The 22,643-nt window shown below is 58.2% G+C and carries 29 protein-coding genes; 2 read left to right on the forward strand and 27 right to left on the reverse strand.

From position 1 onward, the window contains the following. Positions 1-230: 230 nt before the first annotated feature. Complete coding sequence (locus HED64_RS16025; RefSeq protein WP_168152994.1) at positions 231-3,494, reverse strand: phage tail tape measure protein; 3,264 nt, start codon at positions 3,492-3,494, stop codon at positions 231-233. A 41-nt stretch (positions 3,495-3,535) separates the two neighbouring features. Between HED64_RS16025 and HED64_RS16030 the strand changes: the two genes are divergently transcribed. Further along, the gene (locus tag HED64_RS16030) at positions 3,536-3,817 is read left to right on the forward strand and encodes a hypothetical protein (RefSeq protein WP_168152995.1); all 282 of its coding nucleotides are present in this window, start codon (positions 3,536-3,538) and stop codon (positions 3,815-3,817) included. Positions 3,818-4,089: 272 nt separating this feature from the next. Here HED64_RS16030 and HED64_RS16035 read toward each other — a convergent pair whose 3' ends face one another. From HED64_RS16035 to HED64_RS16100, 14 genes are all read right to left on the reverse strand, one after another. After that, positions 4,090-4,641 carry a hypothetical protein gene (locus HED64_RS16035; RefSeq protein WP_168152996.1) on the reverse strand — a complete coding sequence of 184 codons (552 nt, stop codon included), beginning with the start codon at positions 4,639-4,641 and terminating at the stop codon, positions 4,090-4,092. Between the two features lie 101 nt (positions 4,642-4,742). After that, positions 4,743-5,240, reverse strand: a complete 498-nt coding sequence (locus HED64_RS16040) for a phage tail tube protein (protein ID WP_168152997.1) — start codon at positions 5,238-5,240, stop codon at positions 4,743-4,745. Then, complete coding sequence (locus tag HED64_RS16045; protein WP_168152998.1) at positions 5,233-5,448, reverse strand: hypothetical protein; 216 nt, start codon at positions 5,446-5,448, stop codon at positions 5,233-5,235. Before HED64_RS16045 ends, HED64_RS16040 begins: the two co-directional genes overlap by 8 nt. Positions 5,449-5,511: 63 nt before the next feature. Continuing rightward, positions 5,512-5,730 carry a hypothetical protein gene (locus HED64_RS16050; protein WP_168152999.1) on the reverse strand — a complete coding sequence of 73 codons (219 nt, stop codon included), beginning with the start codon at positions 5,728-5,730 and terminating at the stop codon, positions 5,512-5,514. A 167-nt stretch (positions 5,731-5,897) separates the two neighbouring features. Next, positions 5,898-6,290 (reverse strand): hypothetical protein, encoded by a 393-nt coding sequence (locus HED64_RS16055; protein WP_168153000.1) that lies wholly within the window; start codon positions 6,288-6,290, stop codon positions 5,898-5,900. Further along, a complete protein-coding gene (locus HED64_RS16060) occupies positions 6,291-6,683 on the reverse strand; it encodes a DUF6093 family protein (RefSeq protein ID WP_168153001.1) in 393 nt (130 codons plus the stop codon). Then, positions 6,683-7,081 carry a Gp19/Gp15/Gp42 family protein gene (locus HED64_RS16065; protein WP_168153002.1) on the reverse strand — a complete coding sequence of 133 codons (399 nt, stop codon included), beginning with the start codon at positions 7,079-7,081 and terminating at the stop codon, positions 6,683-6,685. The genes HED64_RS16060 and HED64_RS16065 overlap by 1 nt, the downstream gene beginning before the upstream one ends. 15 nt (positions 7,082-7,096) lie before the next feature. Further along, on the reverse strand, positions 7,097-7,474 hold the full coding sequence (locus HED64_RS16070) for a hypothetical protein (protein ID WP_168153003.1): 378 nt from the start codon (positions 7,472-7,474) through the stop codon (positions 7,097-7,099). A 59-nt stretch (positions 7,475-7,533) separates the two neighbouring features. Then, positions 7,534-8,499, reverse strand: a complete 966-nt coding sequence (locus HED64_RS16075; RefSeq protein ID WP_210149839.1) for an SU10 major capsid protein — start codon at positions 8,497-8,499, stop codon at positions 7,534-7,536. A 15-nt stretch (positions 8,500-8,514) separates the two neighbouring features. Next, positions 8,515-9,063, reverse strand: coding sequence for a hypothetical protein (locus HED64_RS16080; protein WP_168153004.1), 549 nt, complete (start codon positions 9,061-9,063; stop codon positions 8,515-8,517). Between the two features lie 107 nt (positions 9,064-9,170). Then, complete coding sequence (locus HED64_RS16085; protein WP_168153005.1) at positions 9,171-10,397, reverse strand: hypothetical protein; 1,227 nt, start codon at positions 10,395-10,397, stop codon at positions 9,171-9,173. A gap of 5 nt (positions 10,398-10,402) precedes the next feature. Then, positions 10,403-11,743, reverse strand: coding sequence for a phage portal protein (locus HED64_RS16090; RefSeq protein WP_168153006.1), 1,341 nt, complete (start codon positions 11,741-11,743; stop codon positions 10,403-10,405). Positions 11,744-11,764: 21 nt separating this feature from the next. After that, the gene (locus tag HED64_RS16095) at positions 11,765-12,379 is read right to left on the reverse strand and encodes a terminase (protein ID WP_245326047.1); all 615 of its coding nucleotides are present in this window, start codon (positions 12,377-12,379) and stop codon (positions 11,765-11,767) included. Next, positions 12,342-13,418 carry a terminase gene (locus HED64_RS16100; protein ID WP_168153007.1) on the reverse strand — a complete coding sequence of 359 codons (1,077 nt, stop codon included), beginning with the start codon at positions 13,416-13,418 and terminating at the stop codon, positions 12,342-12,344. The genes HED64_RS16095 and HED64_RS16100 overlap by 38 nt, the downstream gene beginning before the upstream one ends. Before the next feature lie 559 nt (positions 13,419-13,977). On the opposite strand from HED64_RS16100, the gene HED64_RS16105 reads away from it, so the two are divergent. Then, a complete protein-coding gene (locus tag HED64_RS16105) occupies positions 13,978-14,160 on the forward strand; it encodes a hypothetical protein (protein WP_168153008.1) in 183 nt (60 codons plus the stop codon). 1,795 nt (positions 14,161-15,955) lie between these two features. On the opposite strand, the gene HED64_RS16110 is transcribed toward HED64_RS16105, so the two are convergent. The 12 genes from HED64_RS16110 to HED64_RS16165 all read right to left on the reverse strand — a co-directional run bounded on the left by HED64_RS16110 (position 15,956) and on the right by HED64_RS16165 (position 22,627). Next, complete coding sequence (locus HED64_RS16110) at positions 15,956-16,564, reverse strand: hypothetical protein (protein ID WP_168153009.1); 609 nt, start codon at positions 16,562-16,564, stop codon at positions 15,956-15,958. After that, positions 16,542-16,913: a hypothetical protein gene (locus HED64_RS16115; protein ID WP_168153010.1), complete on the reverse strand. Its 372-nt coding sequence runs from the start codon at positions 16,911-16,913 to the stop codon at positions 16,542-16,544. The genes HED64_RS16110 and HED64_RS16115 overlap by 23 nt, the downstream gene beginning before the upstream one ends. Then, positions 16,910-17,065 (reverse strand): hypothetical protein, encoded by a 156-nt coding sequence (locus HED64_RS16120; RefSeq protein WP_168153011.1) that lies wholly within the window; start codon positions 17,063-17,065, stop codon positions 16,910-16,912. Before HED64_RS16120 ends, HED64_RS16115 begins: the two co-directional genes overlap by 4 nt. Next, positions 17,062-17,382, reverse strand: a complete 321-nt coding sequence (locus tag HED64_RS16125) for a hypothetical protein (protein WP_168153012.1) — start codon at positions 17,380-17,382, stop codon at positions 17,062-17,064. Before HED64_RS16125 ends, HED64_RS16120 begins: the two co-directional genes overlap by 4 nt. Beyond that, positions 17,379-17,582 (reverse strand): hypothetical protein, encoded by a 204-nt coding sequence (locus HED64_RS16130; protein WP_168153013.1) that lies wholly within the window; start codon positions 17,580-17,582, stop codon positions 17,379-17,381. The genes HED64_RS16125 and HED64_RS16130 overlap by 4 nt, the downstream gene beginning before the upstream one ends. Next, complete coding sequence (locus HED64_RS16135) at positions 17,579-18,142, reverse strand: hypothetical protein (RefSeq protein ID WP_168153014.1); 564 nt, start codon at positions 18,140-18,142, stop codon at positions 17,579-17,581. Before HED64_RS16135 ends, HED64_RS16130 begins: the two co-directional genes overlap by 4 nt. Continuing rightward, positions 18,139-18,555: a RusA family crossover junction endodeoxyribonuclease gene (locus HED64_RS16140; protein WP_168153015.1), complete on the reverse strand. Its 417-nt coding sequence runs from the start codon at positions 18,553-18,555 to the stop codon at positions 18,139-18,141. The genes HED64_RS16135 and HED64_RS16140 overlap by 4 nt, the downstream gene beginning before the upstream one ends. Next, entirely contained in the window at positions 18,552-20,051 is a 1,500-nt protein-coding gene (locus HED64_RS16145) for a DNA cytosine methyltransferase (protein ID WP_342590752.1), read from the reverse strand. Before HED64_RS16145 ends, HED64_RS16140 begins: the two co-directional genes overlap by 4 nt. Positions 20,052-20,183: 132 nt before the next feature. Then, positions 20,184-20,762: a hypothetical protein gene (locus tag HED64_RS16150; RefSeq protein WP_168153016.1), complete on the reverse strand. Its 579-nt coding sequence runs from the start codon at positions 20,760-20,762 to the stop codon at positions 20,184-20,186. Between the two features lie 185 nt (positions 20,763-20,947). Further along, on the reverse strand, positions 20,948-21,502 hold the full coding sequence (locus HED64_RS16155) for a hypothetical protein (protein WP_168153017.1): 555 nt from the start codon (positions 21,500-21,502) through the stop codon (positions 20,948-20,950). Beyond that, a complete protein-coding gene (locus HED64_RS16160) occupies positions 21,499-21,966 on the reverse strand; it encodes a hypothetical protein (protein WP_168153018.1) in 468 nt (155 codons plus the stop codon). The genes HED64_RS16155 and HED64_RS16160 overlap by 4 nt, the downstream gene beginning before the upstream one ends. Positions 21,967-22,210: 244 nt before the next feature. After that, positions 22,211-22,627 carry a hypothetical protein gene (locus HED64_RS16165; RefSeq protein ID WP_168153019.1) on the reverse strand — a complete coding sequence of 139 codons (417 nt, stop codon included), beginning with the start codon at positions 22,625-22,627 and terminating at the stop codon, positions 22,211-22,213. Positions 22,628-22,643: the final 16 nt, after the last annotated feature.

Genomic DNA, 22,643 nt, shown 5'->3' on the forward strand with positions numbered 1-22,643 from the left:
CCACAGCCTGATGCAAATAGTCATGGTTCGAAGACTCCACCAAACCGTTGATAGTGATCTGGCGGGAACCATACTCAACCGGAGTACGGAACCCGCCATCCCCAATTACGCGGGGCTCACTGCGAGTCTTAGGCGACGGTCTGTTGAACCATCCAGGCATAGGTGACTGAACCGTCCATAGCCCATCGCGAGTTCGTCCCGACAGCGGAAAGCCATCAAGGGTTACTAGTTCAGATGCCAACGCGCACACCTACCCCTCCAAGAGCTTTCCTTAGCTCGTCACGGAAACCCGCAACGGCCCTGTCTGCGTCGCCGGCGCCATCTACCGTGACGTAAACATTCACCGGTCCTGCTGCCTGCGCCTGCGCTGCATGCTGCCTAACTTCACGAGAAGGTGGCACGGACAGTCTCGGAGAATTGCCCGGACGCCCACCGCCAGCAAAATCTGCAAGGTGGTGGATGCGAGGATCGTCGTTGTTGATCATCCCCAAAGCCGTGTCGTACTTCTCTGACTTGGGCTCCGAAATAACCCACTCGCCGTCGTCCACGTTTGCAGTAGGGCGACCGTCTGACCCGACGCCAAGAATCATGTCCCGGCCCAAGCCCGTATATGGAAGCCGGCCACCATTCTCATATGAACCAACACGCCCGCCCTGCCAGTGATCAAGCTGACCACCGCGGCCGCCGGGACCAGTCGATACTTGCGAGCCACCATTGACTACACGTTGCTTGATGAGCGCAGTGCGAGTCCTAGCCGCGTGAGCCAAATCGACCTCAGCACCATAGGTGTTCGCGGTCGCCAAGATTTGAGCCTGTCGATGCTTGGCCGCTACGGCATCAATCTCTTTTCCGGTAGCGCTGGCCGTCCCATTGTCGGTGACTTTGATCCTGCCGTCGGGCAACTCTTCGACCTTGTACCCAAGGTCTTCCATCGCCTGTCGAACCTCGGGTGAGTTGTCGTCAATCGTGATCGACTTATCCGGGGTTGCTTTGATCGCATCAGCTAGGTCATGGATTCGTTCGCCAAGATCATCAACATTCGAATCAAACTCAGTGAACACCGCGCCGGGGATGAGGTTCAGGCTGTCCGCAAGAGCCGCGGCCTCCGTCTTGCCCATGCCCATTGAGATCGCGGTCTTGATGAACTCTTCACGTCCTGCAGACATGGTTGCCGCAAGTTCGGCCATGGTGCCCCCAGCTTGACGCTGCGCTTCCATAGCGGCCATCGTTGAGGACTGCACACCATCGAGAGCGCGACCGTTGGCGCGCCCCTTCTCCGTGGTGTCATCAAGCGTCTTGCCGTTCTTCGTGGCAGCTTCAGCAGCAGCATCGAACGACTCTTCCAGACCGCGCAATGCCTCGCGCTCGGAGATTGCGATGGCACCAATGTTGACCAGCGCATCGTAGAAGTCGTCAACCTTCTTCTGGGCATCCTCGGCAGCTTGGGCGGCTTCTTCGATTCCCATGGCCGCAGTCTCGCCACCAGCACCCGCGGCACCAGCAGCAGAACCGACACTATCCAGTGCCCCGGCAGCATCGGGAGCGGACGTCTTGATTCGTCCCAATGCCAAATCCACTAGACCCAACTCGTTATCCGGGTCAATCTGCAAGCCCTGCTCAGTCGCGATACCCATCAAGGAATCCTTGAGTGCCGGCACGTTGTTGATCAGCGTGGCAACTTCTTCGTCGGTAAGCGCGAGCTGTTCCGCCATGTCAGCGAACCCCTGCTGGGCCATATCAATCTCGCCCATTTCAAACGCCCGCCCGAGCGAACCCATGGCAACCTCAAGCTTGCCAGCGTCATTCGTCATGTCGCGCACTGTGAACATGCCAAGGTTTCGGGAAACCCAGTCCATGCCGGGGAGCTTAGCCATGCCAATGTACTCAATGGCGCGTTTGGCCGCCGCAGCCTCGGTGGTTACGTCGCCAAGGCTATTTGCATAATCCTTGAGCATCCCCGTGGAGAGCGCATTGCCCTCGCCAAGATCTAGGCCGCTTACAACTCCGGCACCGCCGCCAGTGGTAAGTAGATTGAAGTATTCTTCAAGGTCTGTCTGACCGGACCGTGCGGCCTCGTTGATGCCCTCGATGATGGACTTGCCAGCAGCTAGTGCCGCGCCAACTATCACCGCGCCAGAGATAGCTTTGGAGACCTTGCCAATGGCAGTGTGAGCACGCCCGCCCGTTCCCTGAATAGCTGAGAATGCTTCACTCAGCTCAGCGGTCTTCTTTGCGATGTTGAACAACGCGGTAGTCGCGAGAAGGCCAGTGCCAGCAACGCCAGCCAGGATAGTAAGGAAAGTCTGTATCGGCTTCGGGATCGCACCGAACCAATCAGCCAGACCGGCCGCACCCTCCGCAAGGTTTGCCAAGATCGGCAGCAGCACGCCGCCAGCCTCAATCGCCGCATCCTTGATGTTGTTCCAAGCAATGGTGATCTTCGCTTCGGTGGTTTCGTAACGCTTCTGAGCTTCCTCGGCTAGTGCCGAGTTCTCTTCCCAAGACGATGCGCCAAGATCTAGGGACTCGGACAGCAGGTCGCCGGCGCCAGCGAGACGCAGGAGCGTTCCCACTTCCTCGGTGCCCTTGATGCCCAGATCCTTCATGGTGTCCACGACATTGCCGCCGGACAGCTTCACGCCTTCGAGGCCCTTCACCATCATGTCGATGGCGCGCACCGGGTCGTTCTTGAAAGCTTCGGAGAATTCCTCAGATGAAACGCCGGCAACCTTAGCCAGTTCCTCAAGCCCTTCGCCGCCAGTCTGCACGTCGGAATACATGCGAGTCATGACACGAGTCATCACACCGCCGCCCAGCTCGGCCTCAATGCCCACAGAAGACATTGCATTGGCCAGTGCCAGAACATCAGCTTCCGACGCGCCCACGAGCTTGCCAGCACCAGATAGACGCGTGGCCATGGACATGATGTCTTTCTCGGTGGAGGCTCCATCGTTGCCGAGAGCCACGAGAGAAGAACCGAGCTCGTCAACCTTGTCACCGGATGTGCCCATGACGTTCATGAATTGAGCCATCGACGTTGCAGCCTCATCGGCGGACAAGTTCGTGGTCTCGGAAAGGTCGATCATCGTCTTGGTGAAGTCCGCAACGTCTTCGCGTGCGACACCGAGCTGACCGGCAGCCTCAGCGACACCCGCAATCTCAGCGTGAGTCGCGGGCAAAGTCTTAGCCAGGCCGCGAAGGGAACCCTCAAGGGCGTCCATCTGCTCGGGCGTGCCATCAACCGTCTTGGTGACGCCCGCCCAAGCGGACTCCCAATCAATCGCAGCTTTAGCCGCAAGCCCCAGACCGGCTGCAATGCCCAGCCCAGCTTTCCCAGCAGCGTCCCCCAGAGTGTCGAGGTTCTTTTCATTCTTCTTGCGCCATGACTCAAGGTCGCGACCAAAGTCCTGAGTGGCTTTCTTGCTGGTTTTGAGTTTATTTACAAGCCCGTCAACTTTGGCGTCCAAGACGAGCTTTACGGTACGAATTGCCATGGAATCTCCAAAATGACTAAGGCCCCGATAAGATCAAAGGCATGACTAATAAGCGGGCAATTCCAGCGCAAGAAATAATCAGTAAATCCGGTGACAGGCTGGAAATAACAGGCATTGTCATTTCGTTTCTCTGCTTAGCCATTGGCGTGGTCTCACTCTTCAATGGCGGCAATGGAATACCACTAGTGGGCATCGTGCTCGGCCTGCTGCTGATGATCACCGGCTACGCGAAGAAGACGTCAGCGGCGACGATGGCGATGTTCATCATGCAGTCCGTTGACCGCGAGCTAGCCACTGAAAACAAGGCGAGTACTCAGCAATAACGCGCCCGTATTCTTCCGCTGATCCCAGTCCTCAGTCGCAACAATCTGCGCCGTGGTCTTGTGGCAGCGGGTAGGCGGGTCCGTCTTGTACTTGCCCTCATTGGCCGGGTCCGTGCACTCGGAGATAGGCCCGCCGCACTTCGGGCACAATGAATCCTCATAGACCTTGAGTGCCAGCATCTTGTCCTGCTCAGAATCTGACCATTCGGACTCGGCAGGATCACCCGGCATCCATCCGCGGAACTTGCGGTGAGAGATGCCGAGCGACCTAGCTACTTCGACTTGCCGGCGGAACCCTGGCTCGTCTTGAATGCGGCGTGCGAAAAAGGGATTTCATTGTCCCCGCGGTTCAGTGTGTTGACCGCGTTCTGGAACTCGACGTACTGAGAGCGGGACATCTCATCGCTGAGCGCCTGCCAGTCGGACGGCTTGAAGTCCTGTGCAACACCCTCGGAGTCGGTCACGCGAACAATCGCGGTCGGCTTCTCATGGGACATAGCAGCATCGAAGATCGTGGCAATATTGAAGCCAGCATCAGCGTCGAGTTCATTCTTCTCACGCGGCTTATGAGCGGCCACCAGAGCGTCCCAATCGACACGAGGCAACGCACGTACAACGAACGTCACGGACGCGTTGCGCTGCGCCTCAAAGAGCGCGTGAACTTCCTTCTGGATCGCCGCCACCGGACCATTCAGGCGGCCGTCAACCGACTGCTTGCGCATCGCTTCCTTGAGGCGCGCATCCGCATCTTCATACTTCGCGAACAGCTCACCATCGAGGCAAAGAGTTACACGTCGTTCAGCACGCTTGATTGAAATAGCCACGAGGACTCCTAAGTTTTGAGGGTGGGTTTCAGTGGGGTGAAACCGCGTGCGCCCTGCACCCCACCAGGGCAGAGCGCACGCGAGATTGTGGAGCGGTGAAGCTAGGCGGCCATGACCACGTCGAGCGCCGGGGAGCTGATGATGAACAGCTTCCACATGCTCTTGATGGTCGAGTTCGCCTCGTGAGGAACATCAACCTTGGCGCCGACCTTGATGCGGTAGATGCGCACCGTGTCACCGACTGCCAGCGGGGCGTCGAACGCCTTGCCGCGGCGAATCAGGATGTCCATGACGGCGCCCTCAGTGAGAGTTTCAACCGCTAGGTTGAACTCCGCCTCATCCGGGCTGTTCGTGTTGTCGATCGCAGTGACGGACAGCGAGTGAGTCTTGCGCCCTGGCTGCTCGAAAACATCGGTGGTGCACAGGCGCTCATCAGTGATCGTTGCCTGATCCAAGCCAACGTCCAGAGACGTGATGTAGCAGGACAAGTCATCCTGAGCAGTAGCCTCGGTGAGCTTGGGAGCCTTCATGTTCGCGAAAGTCGCAACAGCCAAGACAAGCTGATTACCATCGGACGGTGTTGCTGGAATGTCAGACAATGTCTGCCTCCTTCTTTTCTGCCGCCACGGACGGCTTAGGTGTCACACCTTTTGATGCGACAAAATGTTTCGGCTTACGAGGCTTGATAGCCGGCGGGTACTTGTCCGACTTGATGGCTACGTAAAAGCCAGAGGCAAGGCGCTTGCTCGTCTCGGGCACGTCGAATTCGTGCCTCGTTTTGGGATCGCGCACGCGAATAAAAAGCATGAGGAACCTTCTTTCGGGCATAGAAAAAGACGCCCCACGAGAGAGCGCCTTAGGTGAATTGGATTAGGTGGACAGTCGCCATTCAAGGACGGCGTAGTGAGGATGTGCGCCGCCAAAGGTCACGTCCATGTCCTCAGTGATCGGCAAATCATTCGGGATCGCCTCAAGCCGCTGCCCCTCAATACGTGCACCCTCAAGATCCGCCACAACTTGATTAGCAATGATGAACACCGAGGCGGCCGTCATGCTCGTGACTGTCGTGCGCCACTTCGTGCCCCGCATGTGGGGAGTTCGATTCAACGACCGAGCCTCCACGCGAGGAACAAACGGAGTCACGAGAACATATGGCATCACGAGCACTGGAAAGGGTGGAGTGTCATCGGCGTCCGGAACCACGCTGTCGTATGCGTTATGGTCGGCCAGCAAAGCCAAGAAATCAGAGTGAAGGCTCATAGCTTGTCCACCCACCCGTCGACAAGTTTGTTGATCTGCTCATATGTCTTCGGCGCCTCACGCATCAACGGCCCTTCGAGATCCAAGGTGCCGCCGCCGCGAGACGTTCCGAAGTAGGCAACGTTCCCGATGCCACCACCCTTGCGCGCCTTATCCGGGCCGATAGCATAAGCGACAGATCCGGCGCCATATTCGGAGTCATAGCTGATCGCAGGAGCTAAGCCCTTGAAGTGCTTCGATGACTTGGCGCCAGCAACAAGATCCTCCTTGATGTTGAGCGAGCCCTTTTCAAGCACCGCATCAACCTCTGGAAGCGCCTTGCTTGCGATCTTGCCGAGCTCGACACCAAACTGGTTTAGTTCGTCAAGGCCCACTATTTGGACGCCCATTTACTTCACCACCAGTTCGACGTTCCAGCGGTCGGCCGTGCGGAATGTTCCCCGCGCCAACTCGACCAGTCGGAACTTTGAGCCGACCAGATCCGGGTCCATCGTTGAAGCCGTGATCGTGGCAATGTCATCGATCCGCAGTTGAGACGAAACCGGAAAGTGAAGTTGCAAGGATTCGATAACGTACGCATGACCGCCAGCCTCAGGATTCGCCGCCTGAGCCGTCGCGCCTTGGACCTTGCACGCACCGCTATAGACCGGCGTGAGACTGGGAGTCACCGCGCCGGTTATAGGGTCCGTGACATTGGGGCCCGGACGGGAGGCCATGCAGGAGTCGAGCATCAGGGACTCGGCTAGGGCACGGCCATCAGTCGTGATCTGCTGAATGTCCATCAGGCATACCCCGGAGTGGCAACCAGGCGAATCGAGAACGAGTCGCCAGACGATGCAGGCAGCAGGTCATCCCAGTCATCCTCAGACAGCTGCAGCTTCCCCGAACTGCCCGTGGTGTCCACTGTCTCTGTCTTCGAGTAATCGTCAACAGAGACAGTGGACTGCCGCAAACCTTTCGGGTTATCCAAGACGCGCTTGATCGCCCCCGCAATGACGCGCTTGACGGTCTTCGCAAAATCCTCAGACGCCGCAACTTGTGCATCCACATCAGAAATCCGCTGGCGAACATCTGCCGACAAATCGCCAATCCAGACGCCCACCGTGACCTGCTGTGGCGCAGTAAGAGTGCGGTCCAAGAGTCGATCCTGTACATCCTGCCAAGTTGCTAGATCAGCCATGGCCACACCCTCCTTCTACTCGGTTACGAGTGCCTTGATGTCTTCGCGCTTGAGATCCGCAACAGCGTCCGACTCGTGGCCCTTCTGGACCGCGTAGGCGCGCCATTCCTCGACGGAAGCGTTGCCCTTCGGCTCGAAGAGTTCCGCGCCGGGAGCGACGTGCTCGTTGTCCGCGGGCGGCGGAGTATTGCCGCCGTCGCCTGAATCCTTTTCCGGAACGGCGGGTGGGGTTTCGGGAACCGCCGGGGTGGCCTCGGGAACAACGACGCCCATGTGAGCGAACCCGCGCAACCGCTCGATGACTTCCGGATCCGAAACATCGGACTTGCCACCACTGAACTTCGTCAGCCCGTTGAGCCGAAGCTCCGGGTACTTCTTGCTGAGAATCAGCATGAAAACTCCAATCAATGAATGAGTGGGGCGCTCGAAAGCACCCCACTCAAACGGGCTAGTTAGACGGTGCGGAGGGTTAGCTTGCCGTGCTTCTTTTCGTTGCCGTAGTTCAGGCCGATTTCGCCGTAGATCTGAACTTTGTCAGCGGCGCCGGTCTTGGCCAGTGGCTCGGCGAAGAAGTGACCCTTGCCCGGGATCTCCAAGAAGGCGGGGCGCAGATCCTCAAGGGATGCCACGATCAGGGTGTCAGCCGGGATGTATCGGGACAGCATGATGTTGGCGCGACCGAAGTCAGTCTCAAAGGTCTGCAGGGAGACGCCGCCGACATCGCGGGTGTCTTCCTTGTAGCCTGCATCCTTGATGAAGATCTTGGTGAGCTGGCGCTTGAGCGCAGCGTTCACCATGACGGTGCGGGTTTCGCCTTCCTGAATGCCGCCGTTCTCCCAAGCGTCTTGGAAGAGGTTCATGACATCGTCTTCGGACAGGACGCCAATGGCGGAGGTGACGCCCACGTTGGTGGTGATCGCTTCCAGCAGACCGCGAGTCTTACGCGGGGTCGCGTTGGTGGTCGGCTTGGAGTAGGTGCCGGTGATGAAGGTCTTCTCGATATCGAAGGCCTTCTGCTTGAACTGCTGCGCGAGCTGCCAGGCCAGTTCGTCCGCGGGGAGGACGGTGCCGCCCACGGTCACTTCCGGCTGGCCGGCGGTTGCGCGCTGGCCGGTAGCGGCCTGCTTGGTGTAGGAAATTTCCACCGCTTCCTGGTGGATTTCCAGCACGTTCGACGCGTTGTAACGCACGCGTTCTTCACCTGCAGGCGCATTGGCACCTTCGAGACGCTGGCGAGAATCCTCACCGGCGCGCAGGTCGTAGCCCTGCCACTCGAAGAAAGTAGCTCCCACAGATTCGCCGCCGGTCAGGCCGCCAATCGAAGAGAGCAGCGGGGTGTCTTCCGGGGTAGCTGCGAACAGCTCACCCACGTAGTTCGGCAGGTTGTAAGTAGTGCCCTGCCCGGTAATTCCAGCCACAATGGCCTCCTAAGTTTAGGTTTGGTTATTTGCCAGAGCGCCGAGCTGCTGTGCTTTCAACACAGCAACTGCGCTCTTATCGCCAGCCTTCTCGGCAGCAGCGATCTGCTCCGCGAGAGTGCCGGTCTTTTCATTGCGAGGCCCACCGGAGGGGTCGGGCTTCGGGGTGCCAGGGGCCGCAGCCGTAGCGAGTCGAACAGCAAGCCGTTCCATGGCCGCTTCGTCACCAGCAGTCGCCAGCAGCTCAAGATCGTCCGCATCGGTGATCTTGTGCTTGGCCGCCACCTTGTAGCGGGCAAGTTCGGCCTTCGCCTCAGCAGCTTCCTTTGCGCGCTCGGTCGTCTCGGCCTGTGCGCGCTCAATGTCGCTCAACTTGGCCTTCTCAGCCTCAGCCTCGCGATCCTTGAATGCAGCCAGTTCCTTGCGCACTTCTGCCAGATCAGCCAAAACGGCATCCTTGGATTCCTTCGACTTGAATCCGCCAGCATCTTCATCCGGCTTCACAGCTTCCGGTGTCGCACTCGGGGTAACTTCCGCGCTCTCGTCGGGCTTTACCTCTGTCACAACAGGATTCACATTTGCAGGCACAATCGCACCCCTTCATTTCTTGGCCGCGTCTCACGGCAAATAACCCCACACGCGTCTCACGCGCAGGAAAAATAGTTGATAAATCAGCGGGCGAACTTCTCCCCGCCAGTGGAAAGCCAACGTCGGAAATCGTCCTCGACCTTGGCTGCAATCTCAGGCGTGAGTGGCTTCTTGCTGCTGTATGGGTAGCGGCCCTCGCGGACGGCATCCCAACGCAACTGGGCATCGAACAACCTGCGCTCGGCTTCCGTCATCGTGTATCGCGAACCATCACGCACACCAGTGTTGCGAGCCTGCTCAACAGCACGCCGCGCACCAACACGAGTACCGCCGCGGGCAAGAGCGCCAAAGCCCTCACGCTGGCCGCGGATAGCGCCGAGAGGATCCTGACCGCCGGGCAACAGGTACCCGTTCGACTCCAGCAACTTGAGTGACTGCTCGCGTGGGAGATTCTGCGAGTAGATACCCTCTGGCGTCAGTCGCGGCCTGCGGCCCGTGCCGTAGTTCCCGCGGCGAGTAGTCCCCTCAGTGGTCACTAGCCCGCCCGGCTTCATGCCGCGGCGGCTGTTGACTACTTGGAAGAGGTCGCCACCGTCACGAATCGCCTGCGCGCCAGAAGCCGTGTAGATCTTGTTCTGCTCGCTCTCCGAAAGGCTCTGGAAGTATTCGTAGGGGTCATGGATAAGACCTTCAGAAGTAGCCGCATCAGCGCCTTTCGATGGAACGTGAACACAATCGCAACCGGGATGCCGACGAAAGCCAGCGTTCCAGCGGTAGAACTTGCCAGCCAGCACCGAACAGCGCGAGCACGACGGAGGGTTGAGCATTCGGACATACCCGACGCCAGGACGTGAAGCTAGGTCCACACCGGCAGCGCCGCGGCCAGCATCAGCCACGGTCGTCTTGACGATGAGCTCGAGGAACTTCCCGCCCGACGCCTTCGCGGCCAGCGGATCCCAGCCTTCCTTGATGCGCTCCTTCGTGCGCGGCACCGGAGACCAAAGAATGCCATCCAGCGAGCGACCGTCAGCCGCAACACCCGCAAACCCAGCAGGATTCACGAACGCTTCCGGGGCCTCGTAGTCACCTTGCGCGGCCAACGAGCGCGCCCCATAGGATGCGCCCGCAGTAGCGGCCTCGAGCTGCAGCGAAGACACCTCGTCAACCAGCCCAGTGTTCCGCAGGATCACCGCCCACGAGTCAGTCAGTAGGCCAACCTGAACCTGCTGCCAAGCCTTACGCGCCTTGAGCTGACCAATCGCCTGCAGTCGTTGCGAAAGCTTGTACTGCTGAACAACTGCCGCGGGCATGGACATCAGACAACCTCCGCAACCTGCTTCTCAAGGGAATCCAAAGCCATGCGAGATTCTTTCTCGATGCGCTCCCACTCGCGCTTCTTCTTCGCCTCAGACCAGCCAAGCTCGTCCCAGCTAGATTCACGCGAAATCAGCCCATCACCATTGGCGTACATCTTCGTGACAGCATCCGCAGTCTGCGCTTGCGTCGGAGTCGCGGGGTTGTACCACTCGGTAGCGATCCTGTTACCCTCGACCCATTTGCCAGTACGGAAACGCTCATACAAGCCCATGACGTGGCCCCAACCGGCGCCATCCTCAGTGTTCTTCGCCTCGACGTTCTGAATCAGTCGCGACTCATCGGCCACAATCGCACCCTCAGTGGGAGGATTCGCCGAATTCTGACCGAAGTAACGGATCGGAAGACCAGTAATACCCGAAACGAGCTGGCCATAATGGTTCGTCGTGTCGTGGAAATTCTTCAAATCCGACGCCGTGAACTGGCCAACCTTCGCATCCTTGTTCTGGTTAGCCCAGATCGCAGTGAAGTAGGCCTCCCACGCAGGGATCGGGTTGTTGTTCTTGTCCATGAAGTCTTCCTTGGACATGCCCAGGACGTACTTCTGCGGAACGGAGTGCGTCTCGCCCGCGATCTGCAAGTTCGTCAGCGTGCGAGCAGCCGCATCCACAAACGGGATAACGTCCTTCATCTCCGAAACACCCTGCCAGCGACCAACACGACGCCGATTCAAGAACATCACCAGCGGCACACGACCAAGCTTGTGATCGTCACGATCAACAATGACCCAGCCCTTCGGGCCACGCTCCAACCACAACGTCTGATCCGGGAAGTACAAGGTCGCAGCCTTCGCCGGCCCGCCATACGCCGGGCGATCATAGAACCGCGCTGCAGCGTCCATGCGCCGGAAGCGCCGATTGACGATGGCCACGATCTCCGTTGCCGACTCAACCTGAATAAGAGGGTGATCGGGATCTTCCTCGTTGGATCCGACCGACACGAAGCCGCGGCCAAGAATCAGCTTCTCTTTGCCCAGAATCTGGGACTCAGAGCCAAGGTTGTTGGCGTCCCAGCCTTCCATCAGATCCTCAGAAGCAACTTCCTCGCCCGGGAGATAGAACGCTTTCATCTTCTGCCGGTTGGCCACCGCATCAACAGTTGTACGGCACCAGTTGGCCGCCGTCTCAAACCGTCGAAGCTCTGGAGGGACAGCGAGCCCTATATGCTCAAGGCGCTGCGACCCCTCGTAGTAGCGATCATTCAGAACGTCAGCAGCCGAAGTGGCCGCCAGCTGGCTCTCCAAATAATCAACGGAGGACTGAACTTCACTGGTCAAAGCCATTGGCCCTCCATTTCCGCGGCACTACAAGCACCACATACGGTTATCGGTCTCTTCGCCCCAGCCATCAAGGCGAGCGTCGGACGCTGCAGTGTGCGCAAGGATCCGCGCCATAGCAACGTCTATCTTTTGGTGCTGCGTAGGCTTTCCCAGCACGTACTTCTGGCCAGGCTTCGCAATCTTGCGAGCGTTCGCAAAGCTGATACCTGCGATCGGGCAGCCATCGTGCGTGACGCGACGTTCCTTGAGATCGACCTCAAAACGCTTGATTTCGTCGTACATCTTGGAAATGCGCGAGGTATTCCACTCGAAAACTTTCTCGTCGCCATACTTCAACGACCAGTCGCCAATCTCGGAATACCAATCGTGCGGATCGCAATAGAAGCGACGAACCTTGAATTTCTCCATGAGCTCGTCAACGGCCGCGGAAACCTCGCCGCGGGGAATGTTCCCATTCCACTCGGCAGGATTCCAGATCGTCGGCCGGCGGTCTGGCCCATACCGCGGGGTGAACGTCAACCCACCGATGGTCTCAGCCTGAATTGCAGTCCAGTCGTCCGAATCCGAACCGTCGAACCCAAGACAAATCTGAGTTCCATCGTCAGGCTGTGGCAGCCAAGGCATTGGCGTAAGCAGCATCCCAAAGACCATCCTTCAACCACGCACCAGAGCCAGAAACTAGACGGTTCCCAAAGAACCGCTCAGCCTCGGCAGGATCCAGCTCCATCAGCTCGGCAGCCTCAGCCTCAATGGAATTCAGGTCAACGTGAGTCGAACCCGCGTAGCCATAGGCGTGCATCTTGGCCCGGTCTCGCCGGTTCTTGTAGGACAGTTCCTTCGGCGGCTGCCGGAAGAACTTGAACACGTCCTGCGCCTGAGATTCGAACGTCTGCTGAGCCGTCGAGTTCATCGCCGGATCCCAGGCGTTCGTCGTCTCAATCGTTCGTCCACCCATGCCGGCGGCGCCACGGCGCTGAACTTGCGCGACTGTCACCAACTTGTTGGTCTTGGTGTAAAGGCCCGACTCATCTTGGAAAGCAAACGAGATCGGATTACCAAGTCGAGACTGAGCATTGGACGACACTGCGTCGATCCGGTCCATGTCGTCGTCGCCCGAGTCGCCAAGAATGCGAATGAAACCCTCGCGGACCTTCATCAGCGAACCAAGCGGACCCAACCGAATCATGGCCTTGAGCGGGCGCATGATGTTGTCAACTTGATCCTCAGACGTTGCCAACAACTGGATCAGCGGCGAGGGATGGCGGATGCCCATCGGCTCACCGGGCAGGTACTCGTATACCCAACCGCAGCTGCAGCCGAATTTGGCACACTCGTATTTGTCGCCAGCCTCAGCCCAGCCCCCGAAGATGGTGGGGCCAACGGCCTCTGCAGCAGTGACGGCAGCGGACCAAGGGCCCTTGCCCGTCTTCTGCGGTGCAACAATCTGCGAACGCCGGTACACGAACGCCTGGTTGAGCAACGGCTGCTCTTCATTCCAGTAAGCCTCTGGGCGGATCCGGTAGTGATTCGCCGTGCACCAGAACTGCCAGTCGTACTGACGGAAAGCCTTGCCGCGGGAGAACCCGTCCGGGACCATGCAATGCTGCTCGATCCACGCATCAATCACGTCACCAAGCGTCGGGAAATCGACTACATAACCAAGATCAACCGTCGCCATTTACTGCTCGCATCCGGCGGACCGGAGCGGAAATAGCTTTGGGAGCCTCGGCTGCCTTCTCAGTTCGCTTCACATCAAGTTCACTTCGCGCTATTGCCCAACCGTTCCCCGCGAGACCTGCTGGCGTGAGTCCGATCTGATCAGCGAACCGGTGGAGAGAGTTCTTATCCGCGGCCTGAGCATCAGCGGACTCGCAAATGGCGGCTGTACGAACCCACATGGCAACCGAGTGCCAACGCCAAGACTCCAACGCCCAAGCGCAAGCCTGCGGGGTTGACCAAGCCCACTCCCAAAGCTCCTGCTCGCGCTCTTGGCGACCAGCAGAAGCGCCGGGATCCGTCTCCTTGATCTTGGCTTTAGTCTCCGTATCGAAATACTCGTTGAAGACCATTGCTGGGGACAAAGGGAAGTCAGGAACGGCGCCATCGAATCCGCTGGCGGGAAGAGTATCAAATGACACGCCGCGGAGATCCGACCGACCCGAAGTAGGATCAGCAGGCGGGCCACTTCGGGCCCGAGATCCACCACTACCCATGAAGCACCCCTTAGGAGAAAAATGATGACAGAAGCAGAGCTCAATGCCGCCCGTGACGAAAAGGAAAGACTCAAGCAGGAAGCCTGCGCCCACGAGCATTTCCGAAAGGAAATCTATATGGGACAAAGGTCGGGGGATTATGAATGCAGCTCATGCGGCCTAGTAATTTCTAAGAGCAAATTCGAGGCACGCAAAGCCAATATCTGATGTGGCCAGCGGAGGGTTTGAAAACTTTTGAACCCTCCGCGAGGTGCAGCGACCTCACCGGCGGTCTGACTTGGCGGGTTTTTAGGCCCCCTCCCGTGGGGTTGTCCACAGGGTTATCGACAGGTTATGCACACTCCGAAAATAGGTTGTGTGGGTTAGCTTTCGAGCTTTGGGTGAGCCCGTTTGCCGCCGTCCGAGGTGTTGCAGTGCGCGTGCTCGGGGCCTTTGTAGTCGGTGCGGTCGTCGGTGTGTCCGAGGTGCCACTCTGTGCCTGGGTGGATTGGCTTGCCGCAGGTTGCGCAGTTGACTCCGCCTCGTTGCACCTTGATGTCCCATTGTTTGCGGAGTGCATTGTGCCTGTGGTCGTAGCCTCGTTTGGTTGAGCTTCCTCTGTCTGCTTCGTACTCGCGCTCGTGCTCTGTGCAGTAGCGCTTGTTGACGATGCGTGGACAGCCTCGCTTGGGGCAGATGCGCTTGGCTCTAGGCAATAGTCAGCGCTCCTTGCTATGGTCTGCTCATGTCTAAAGGCGTGGAGTTGCGTTGGTCGAACTTGACCAGCGGTGGTGTTTTCAATGTTTCGGGTGCGACCTTGTATGAGGTACGAGCGAAGCTTGAAGGCGCGGGGGCGATCTGGGGTAGGCGTACGTGGGTGGATGAGGTGCGTGTTCTTCATCCCTCGGAGTACATCAAGTTTGGTCAGCTCACTAAGGCGGGCCTTCAATCTGATGACCCGCCTCGCTTGGTGGTCACGTATCGGACTGAGATTGGCGGGTCCATTCAGTTCGTTGAGTTGCCACTGGTGTAGGTGACGATTCGCTCCAACCTATTGGAACCGGCAGGATATGCAGGTTTAATGCTCATGTGAGAGCTTGATCCTGCACGCTTCTACTAGATCGGCAGGATCTTGCCGCATAGCATAGCCCGCCCTCACGTTGGTGAGAGCGGGCTTTGTTGGCTGGTTCGGCTGTCGAGGAACTCTAGCCTGTCCGTTGCGTACATCTTGATTTCGCCAGTTGCTGCGATGTAGACATAGGACACTGGGGTGTATGTATTGTCGGAAGTTTCTAGAGAGTGACCGTTTGATGCACCTCTGAGCGCAATGGTGCCGAGTTCTTTTGTGGCCTTGATTCTGACCCTGGCGTGCCTGGACCCGGGTTGGGGTCCGAGTTCTTCTGTGGTCATCCGCGGCATGGTTTGTCCTTCGTTGGCGTTGGCGGTTGGTTCCGCTGGTGCCTTGATCAGACCATGTCGCGTCCGTCTTGCATAGGTTAGTTGGCATCGACTCACTCGCTCGCATCGAACGTGGGTCGAGGGTGATGCCTAGATCGCGACTCGCGGTGGAAGGCACGCGAGCCAAGTTGTGTGTGGTGGAACGTATCTGTGGGTAGCCTCTGCGATACTCACTTCGTTGGGTGTGGTGGCACGCCTCTTAGCGATTGGAAGTATTTATTATGATGGCGCGTCTGTCGGCTTGCCCAATTTGCGGATCTGAGAATGATCTGTCGCTTGTATCTCATCCACTTTGGGGGGAATTCATGACCATCTATGTGTGGCGCTGCAATGCTTGCGACCAGTATGTTGATGCCGATGGTCCTGTTGATCCGATGAAGGACTAATGCGCTTGTATCGCTGGTGAACTTGGATCGGTTAACGAAAGGATGCGCCCAACCTTTCGGCGGGGCGCATCCTTTCGGGCAACAAAAAAGCACCTGCCGTATGGCTAGGTGCTTGGGAGTAGATCCAATGATCCCCTCGCTTTGAGTCACTTTACATGATTCTGGGTCTGATTAAAAGCTCATGCTTTGATCCTTTGTGTGTGGAGTTCGATAACTTCGTGTGGCCAGTAGGTCGGGAGTGGGTCGCGTGTGACTGGTGCGAGTTTCCCGCGTTGCGCCCAGTTGTTGATGTCTTTGGACTTGACACTGATCCTGGCGTTCTTGCGTAGGAACTTCACGAGCTGCCTTGTGGGCAGTGGGGGTGCTTCTTCCTTGACTCGTTTCTGGTTGGCTTCGTGGTCTACTTCTTCTACTTCGGGTCCGTAGACGGCGTTGCGTGCGTTGCCTACCCAGATCCTTGCCATGTGGAGGGTTTGCCCTGCGTTGGGGTTGTCGCGGGCTTCTTTGTAGGCGTTCTTGGGTAGTTCCCAGAGTAGGTAGCGGAGTTGGCCGGTGTCGGTGGTTGGTGGTCGGCTGCCTGCGCTCTTGGTTCCATTGCCGCCTTCTTGTCCTCCTGCTTTCTTGGTGACTTTTCCGGCTTGGATGTTGGGGTCGAGGTTGACGATGAGGAAGTCAACGTTGTCCAGCAGGTCGGCCAGCTCTAGTCGGTGTTCTTCGCAGAGGTGCAGTGTCGATGCGGTGTCGCAGTCAGGCAGGGTGCATTTGCTAGCTGTCTCGGTAGCGGTCACGTACTGTCTCCTCGGTTTCGATGGTGGCCTTATGGAGTAGCCCCAAGGTTGTGTGCATGGGCTGGTTTGGCGGGACTTCTTTGGAGTACCAGCGCTCGCCGTCGTGGCAGTCTGGTGCGATGGCCGTTGCATAGACGACCCACTCAGTGACCATGCCTTGGGTTTCGTCGGTTACGTGCGCACTAATGGCATCCTCGAGCGTCTCGCTGGTCTTGGCGATCATGACGAACCACGGGACTTTAGATCGGGCGGTCTTGTAGCCCTCTTGCCACGGGAACCGCTTGGTGATCCAATTGCTGCTGGCCACGATGATCTTGGGACTGTCCGGGTGCCACATATTGAGGCTCATTTCACTTCTCCTTCTGGGATGACGACCACAACGTTGTCCCCGTACGAAAGATCAACTTCGCCAGGGATCTGGACAACGACTTCTGTCATGCCGGGTCGGCGTGCTGGCTCGTAGCTAGCGCGGGTGACTCTGGCGTGGAATTCCTTGCTCATGAGTAGTCCTTCCATGGGGTCTTCGGTTTGACGGGTTTGGGTGCGGGTTGTTTTGGACTGATTTCGTAAAGCACGTCAACATGGACGGGGCTCACGGTTACGTCGTTGGCGTGCATCTGGACTCCGGCACTGTCGTCGACGTCAGGCAGGAACGTTCCCCGGTGCCGACTCGTGCGCCGGAACCATCCCTTGGTTCCTGCTGGGTAGATTTCCGGGGGCAGCGGCTCAATATCCGGAACGATGACATCAACGACGGTGACCGCCTCATGCCACGCGATCAGAAGCGAATCGTGCTCGAGGATCCGCGGCGGGATCACTTGGCGGCATCCAAGTATTCGATTTCCCACGTGGGGTGGAAGTACCCGAACGTTCCATCATCGAATCGAACCTTGAGGTGCGCGCCTCTGACTGCGCTGACGATGGACCCAACTTTGTTTTCGCCCATTCCCGTGTACCGGATGCGTGCACCACGCTTGGCAGGAACTGCGTAGCGTTGGCGGATGTATTGCATGCTCATCGGGTTTCCTCCATTGCGTTTGCGGTGTCGGTGAGTAGTTTGATGACGGCGGTGGTGACGCTGTATCCGCCGACCGGGTAATCGTTTTTGATGTTGCGGGCGGCGGTTCGCATGAAGTGGCCTTGCGAGTGGAAGCCCGGATGCGGGATGTGAGGCATCGGCACGGTCACGCTTTCCGGGACTGGGAATGCCTGCACTTGGTGGTCAAAGCACATGACGGGCTTGCGGCGAAGATGGAAGGCCACGAGCCATACACGGTTGGTTTCGCATGGCAGGAAGCAGTTCGATTCAGGCCATGACTCGTCGTAGGTGAGGCCTTGTGCCATCGTGCGACTGCCAACGATTACACCCTCAGTCGCGGTCGTTTCCGTTTCGATGAGGCTGGTTCGCAGCATTCCGTCATGCCCGTTGTCGGGCATCGCTTTGAGTTCCGGCCAAAGCTCTTTGACTTCCGTGGCAACCATGTTGCTGTTCCGTGGTGCGAATTTGATGCGGTCACGGTGCCTCTCGGTGGTGCCAGTGATCTTGACGCGCTGGCCTAACTTGAATGTGGTGCTCATGGTGTTTCTCCTTGGGTGATAGTGAGGATGATGCGGGGTTCGCCCTTGCCGCCGTGGCGGTGGTCCGGCCCGATGACGTGTTTGAAGCTGTCGTCCTCGAGTAAGCCCGAGTCCACGAGCCCATCGACAATGGCTTTCGTGGTGTCGGCGAGGTTATTGGGGTCGTAGCGCCCATTCCTGGCTTTCCAGATGTGTGCGACGATCCGCACCGGTGTGGCCATGGGTTCAAGTCCGCGAGCTGCCACGCAAGCCGCGGCACGCCACTGCTTCGTCAGGTTCGCCTTGGCCATTCGATGCATTCGGACGTTCGTGTTGATCCATCCACACGGCGCCGGGACCACGATGGTCACGGATCCCGTCAGCAGGTCGAGCACGTCGGCCTGCCCTGGCAGCAATTCGATGTCGTCGCTCATGCCGCCGCCAAAGAATGCGCGGCCACCATGATCAGATCCCGGGCCGCCGGCGGCGTGACCGCGTTGCCTGCCTGCTTGACCTGCTCCCGCTTGTTCCCCGTCATGATGTAGCTCTTGGGGAATGCCATGCCCGCGCTGATCTCGTGGGGCTCAAGCATCCGGAACTCGCAGTCTTCAACCTCGGGCACAGACCATTCGGTGAGGCCCGCGTGATTCCCGCCTGCGCTGATCGTGCGCAGCGGATTTGAGATTGGTGCGCTGGCCCCTTGGATCTGTTCCGGCGCGGTGCCGCGCATGGTTGTGATCATGGCGAAGCGGTCCACGGTCGGGATCGTTGGGATCGCTTTGCTCGTCGGGTGCATGACTCCATTGCCGTAGTACTCCATCAGCATCGACGTCGGGGGCGTGAGTAGCCCAGTCTCATTGCGGGTGGTCTGGGTTCGCATGAGCCCTTCGACGGGCGTGGCAACCTTCCCTTCGCGTCCTTCGACAGGAACGAGCAGGGACCGTGTGTAGCTGGTTGTCTGTGTCGGGAATGGCTCGGATTCCACCGGTGCGATGATCTGCGAGCCACGCACACTGTCGATGCTGACCGCCTGCTTGCCGTACTTCTCGAGCCCGGCCCGAATCCGCGCCATTGTCTTCTCAACGAGGGGCTTCTTCCTGTCACCGATGCGCTGGCCCTTGATGGTCCAGTCGATGGCCGCGGCCGCCGGCAACCATCCGGGCTCGATGATCTGGTTCTTGCACTTCGTGTTGGGGCAGCGGAATACGTACTGGGCTTTGTATCGGCCCCACCGGTAGTTCGGGTTCTTCCATGACTGCACGCAGCGCACTGTCTCTTCGCAGGTGGAGCAGTGAGCCAGAGGCATGAGCAGGTCGAAGTCCGGGCGGCGGTTGCCCTTGAGCCAGAACATCACGTACATGCGGTCTCGGGACTGAGGTGCGGGAGCGCCGCCGAGCTGGGCGTGCATGCTGTTCATGTAGACGATGTGGTGTTCGTATCCGAGCGCTGTCATGGCCAGCAGCCAGGCATCAAACATGATCCACTTGGCCGCGTCCACGACGTTCTCGGTGATGATGAGTTTGTACTTGTGGACCTCGGCGAAACGGGGCACGTCCCACATGGTGGCGCGGGACCGCTCTGCAGATTCGTCGGCGATGCTGTCTCCGAAGAGGTCGGGCTGGTTGGAGATCCTTTTCTTACCCTTGGCCACCGAGTGGTTCGTGCATTCGGGGCTGGCCCACAGGATGTCGCTGGTGGCGATGTAGCGCGGGTCAGTTACTTGGATGTCCGCGCAGACGTGCTCGGTTTCGGGGTGGTTGGCGTTGTGGGTTTCGATGGCGCGGGCCCAGTGGTTCATGGCCGTCTTGACGGTCATGCCGGGAATGCTTTGGGCTCCGGTGGAGGATCCGCCGGCGCCGCAGAACATGTCGGTGAGGCTGAGTGCGGGAAAGTTTGCGGGGTTGATGCGTTCGAGGGTTGCTGTTGGCACGGGGTTTCTCCTTGGTTTTGGGCACAAAAAAGGCCGCGGTGTCGCGGCCAAGGCATGAAAAAAGCCACCGGGTGGGCGGTGGCTTGGGGCAAAAGAAAACCGCCCGAAGGCGGCGTGGGTACGGCTAGTTGGCTATGTCCAGCATGGTCCTATATCCGAAAGGAATCCTCCCTTGTCTGGGTCTCGCTCATAGGTGCGCCCGAGGGAATCTTCGAAACTGAGATGGACTGGAATGATCTCGCTAGGTTTGTACATGCGGGAATCGGCAGCCAGCGAGGTGTCCAGCATCGTCCTGGGCCTCATGATTGGGAGCTCCCATTTTCCGTCGGGCAAGCCATCGTTAGTGACGGTAATCTTGTAGATGGCGTCATCCGAGGCATTCTCAATGTAGACCCTAGGATTTTGCGTTCCGGCGTCAATCTCGGTCCAAGCAATGACTCGTGATGCTTGACGATACCGATCGTCTTGGTGGCGCTGGTCCAGTAGTTCGTTGGCTTTAGCCGCGGTTTTATTGGCCTGTTCAGCTGCGTCGCCAGCACTCTTCGATTGAAAAAGCGCAACGGCAACCGCTACGAGTGTCGCTAATGCTGCAATTGCTTGCCAGAAAGCAGGCCAGAATTCGGATTGCACCGGCATCTCGCAAGACAGTTGGAACACGGTCTGGGCATCCGCGATGGAGCCTGCACAATTCAAGGTTTCTGAGAGGATCATCCGTTCATCCTATGAGGTTTCGGGGATGCGCTCTATTTGGTCGGGTGCTTCGTGGGTGATGGTGCCGTTGTCCCCAAGCACTCTGTAAAAGCTCTCGATGGTTTGGGTGCGGTCACGCCGAGCTTGTCGCGGATGCTGACCTGTCGAACGCGAGTGTGGTCGGGGATAATTCTCATCGCCCTATTTTACTGAGGAGCCGGGATTACCATTACGACTGCCCCATCCGCTTCGGTTTTTGCGATGGTCATTAGGCCGCGCATTCTGCCTAGCGTCGCGGATTCAGGTTTGAGATTGCTTTCCCAGACGTCAACTGAATCGGCGACGTCGTTGGCGAATGTGCGGACATCTAGCTGCAAGGTCGTATGGATGCTGTTGCAATGAGCACTTTTGCCGTTCGGAGGGGACGCAGTGAACATGAATTCCCGGAAAACTCGATCGATTTCGTTTTTCATGTGCTTGGTTGTGTCGAACGATCCTTCGTGGAGGACGGCGCACCTGAGCGCGTAAAAGTCTGTCCCGCTGATCCAGATCATTTTTTCATCGGACAGCAGACCTGGCATAGGTGATGTGTACTTTGGCGTGAAATTCTTGTCGACCCATTCAACAAAGCGTGGGCCCGGTTTTGCGTTCGGCCGAGCGAGCTTGCTGCAGATATCTGGCATCGTCAGTGCAAGTGTCAGGGCGGAGTACCAGTTTTGTTGAGTTGCAGCGCTTCGGATGGCGTCTGTTAAGTGCTTCATGGGATGAAGCCTATGGCCTCAGAATAGGGTTTGGTGCGCGCCTCGCTTGGGCTTGGAACGGTTTCGGCTTGCCGCCAGCCCTTTGGCGGCGGTTGTGGTTTGCACAGTTTGGGCTTCCCTTTGCCGACTTGATCGGAACGGCGTTCCCCTACGAGAACATCGGCTAGGCAGGCTCGGCAGTGGTGCGCGGCTTCCCATTCGTGATCTGGGCACGGGTCGGCTTTCGGGGGCTCAACTTTGAACGTCTCGAATTGCCAGTGCTTGCCGGGCAGGAAGATCCCGGATGGTGATTTGATCGCGGGGTCATTCGCAGCGCGGATTGCAGCTTCGGCGATGACTGGGAAGGGGTGCGGGTCGTCTCGGTGCTCGGCAAAGAGGCTGAGTGTTTGATTGGGTCGCCAGTTGCCGGGGCGCATGAGTGCCAGGAGTGCGGCGAGAACTTCGGCTTGCTGCTTGTGGATCATCGGATGAATTCCTTTCGTCGATTGTTGGATTGGTTCGCGTTAACTTAGGTGACGATTCGACGAAAAATCTTTCCCCGTTCTTCTTTAAAAGATGAGTAGAAACCTAGGTGAGACAAGCTCCCAAGGAGCTTGTTGGTTAATGGTTACTGGTTAGTTCGATTCTGCTTGGACTTTGCTTGAAGCAGAGCGTCAACAAAACACCGTTCTGCTACAAGCAGCTGCTTGGATTCTGCTTGGACTTGCTTCACTGTTCTTCGTCCGGTTCGGCGCCCGGGCAGTCTTCGCAGTTGGGGTCGATTACTCCCTTGTTGACGTGGTTTCTGATGTGCGATGACTTCATTCCGCCGCGGCGTCCAGCTTCTTTTTTGTCACTCATGTGTTGCTCGATTTCAAGCTTCGACTTTTGGTGACTGAGGTAGTCGTGCATGGCGTGCTTGCCGTTGGACTTGGTCATGAATCCGACTGTGAGCATTTCTTCGATTACGTCTGGTGCATAGCGACGAACGAGGCCCGCTGGTACTTTCCCGTCCGTCTTGCGTCGGTTGGAGTAGCACCAGAGTTCAACGACTGCACGGAATGCGGCATCGGAAAGCTCGAGGGTCTTTGGGTGCTCGGGGAATTCGTCGGCGACCGTGATGTATGCCCGAGTGTCCTTTGCCATCTAGTGGGGTCCTTTC

Origin of the sequence: Paeniglutamicibacter terrestris (assembly GCF_012271785.1) — a bacterium.
GTDB lineage: Bacteria > Actinomycetota > Actinomycetes > Actinomycetales > Micrococcaceae > Paeniglutamicibacter > Paeniglutamicibacter terrestris.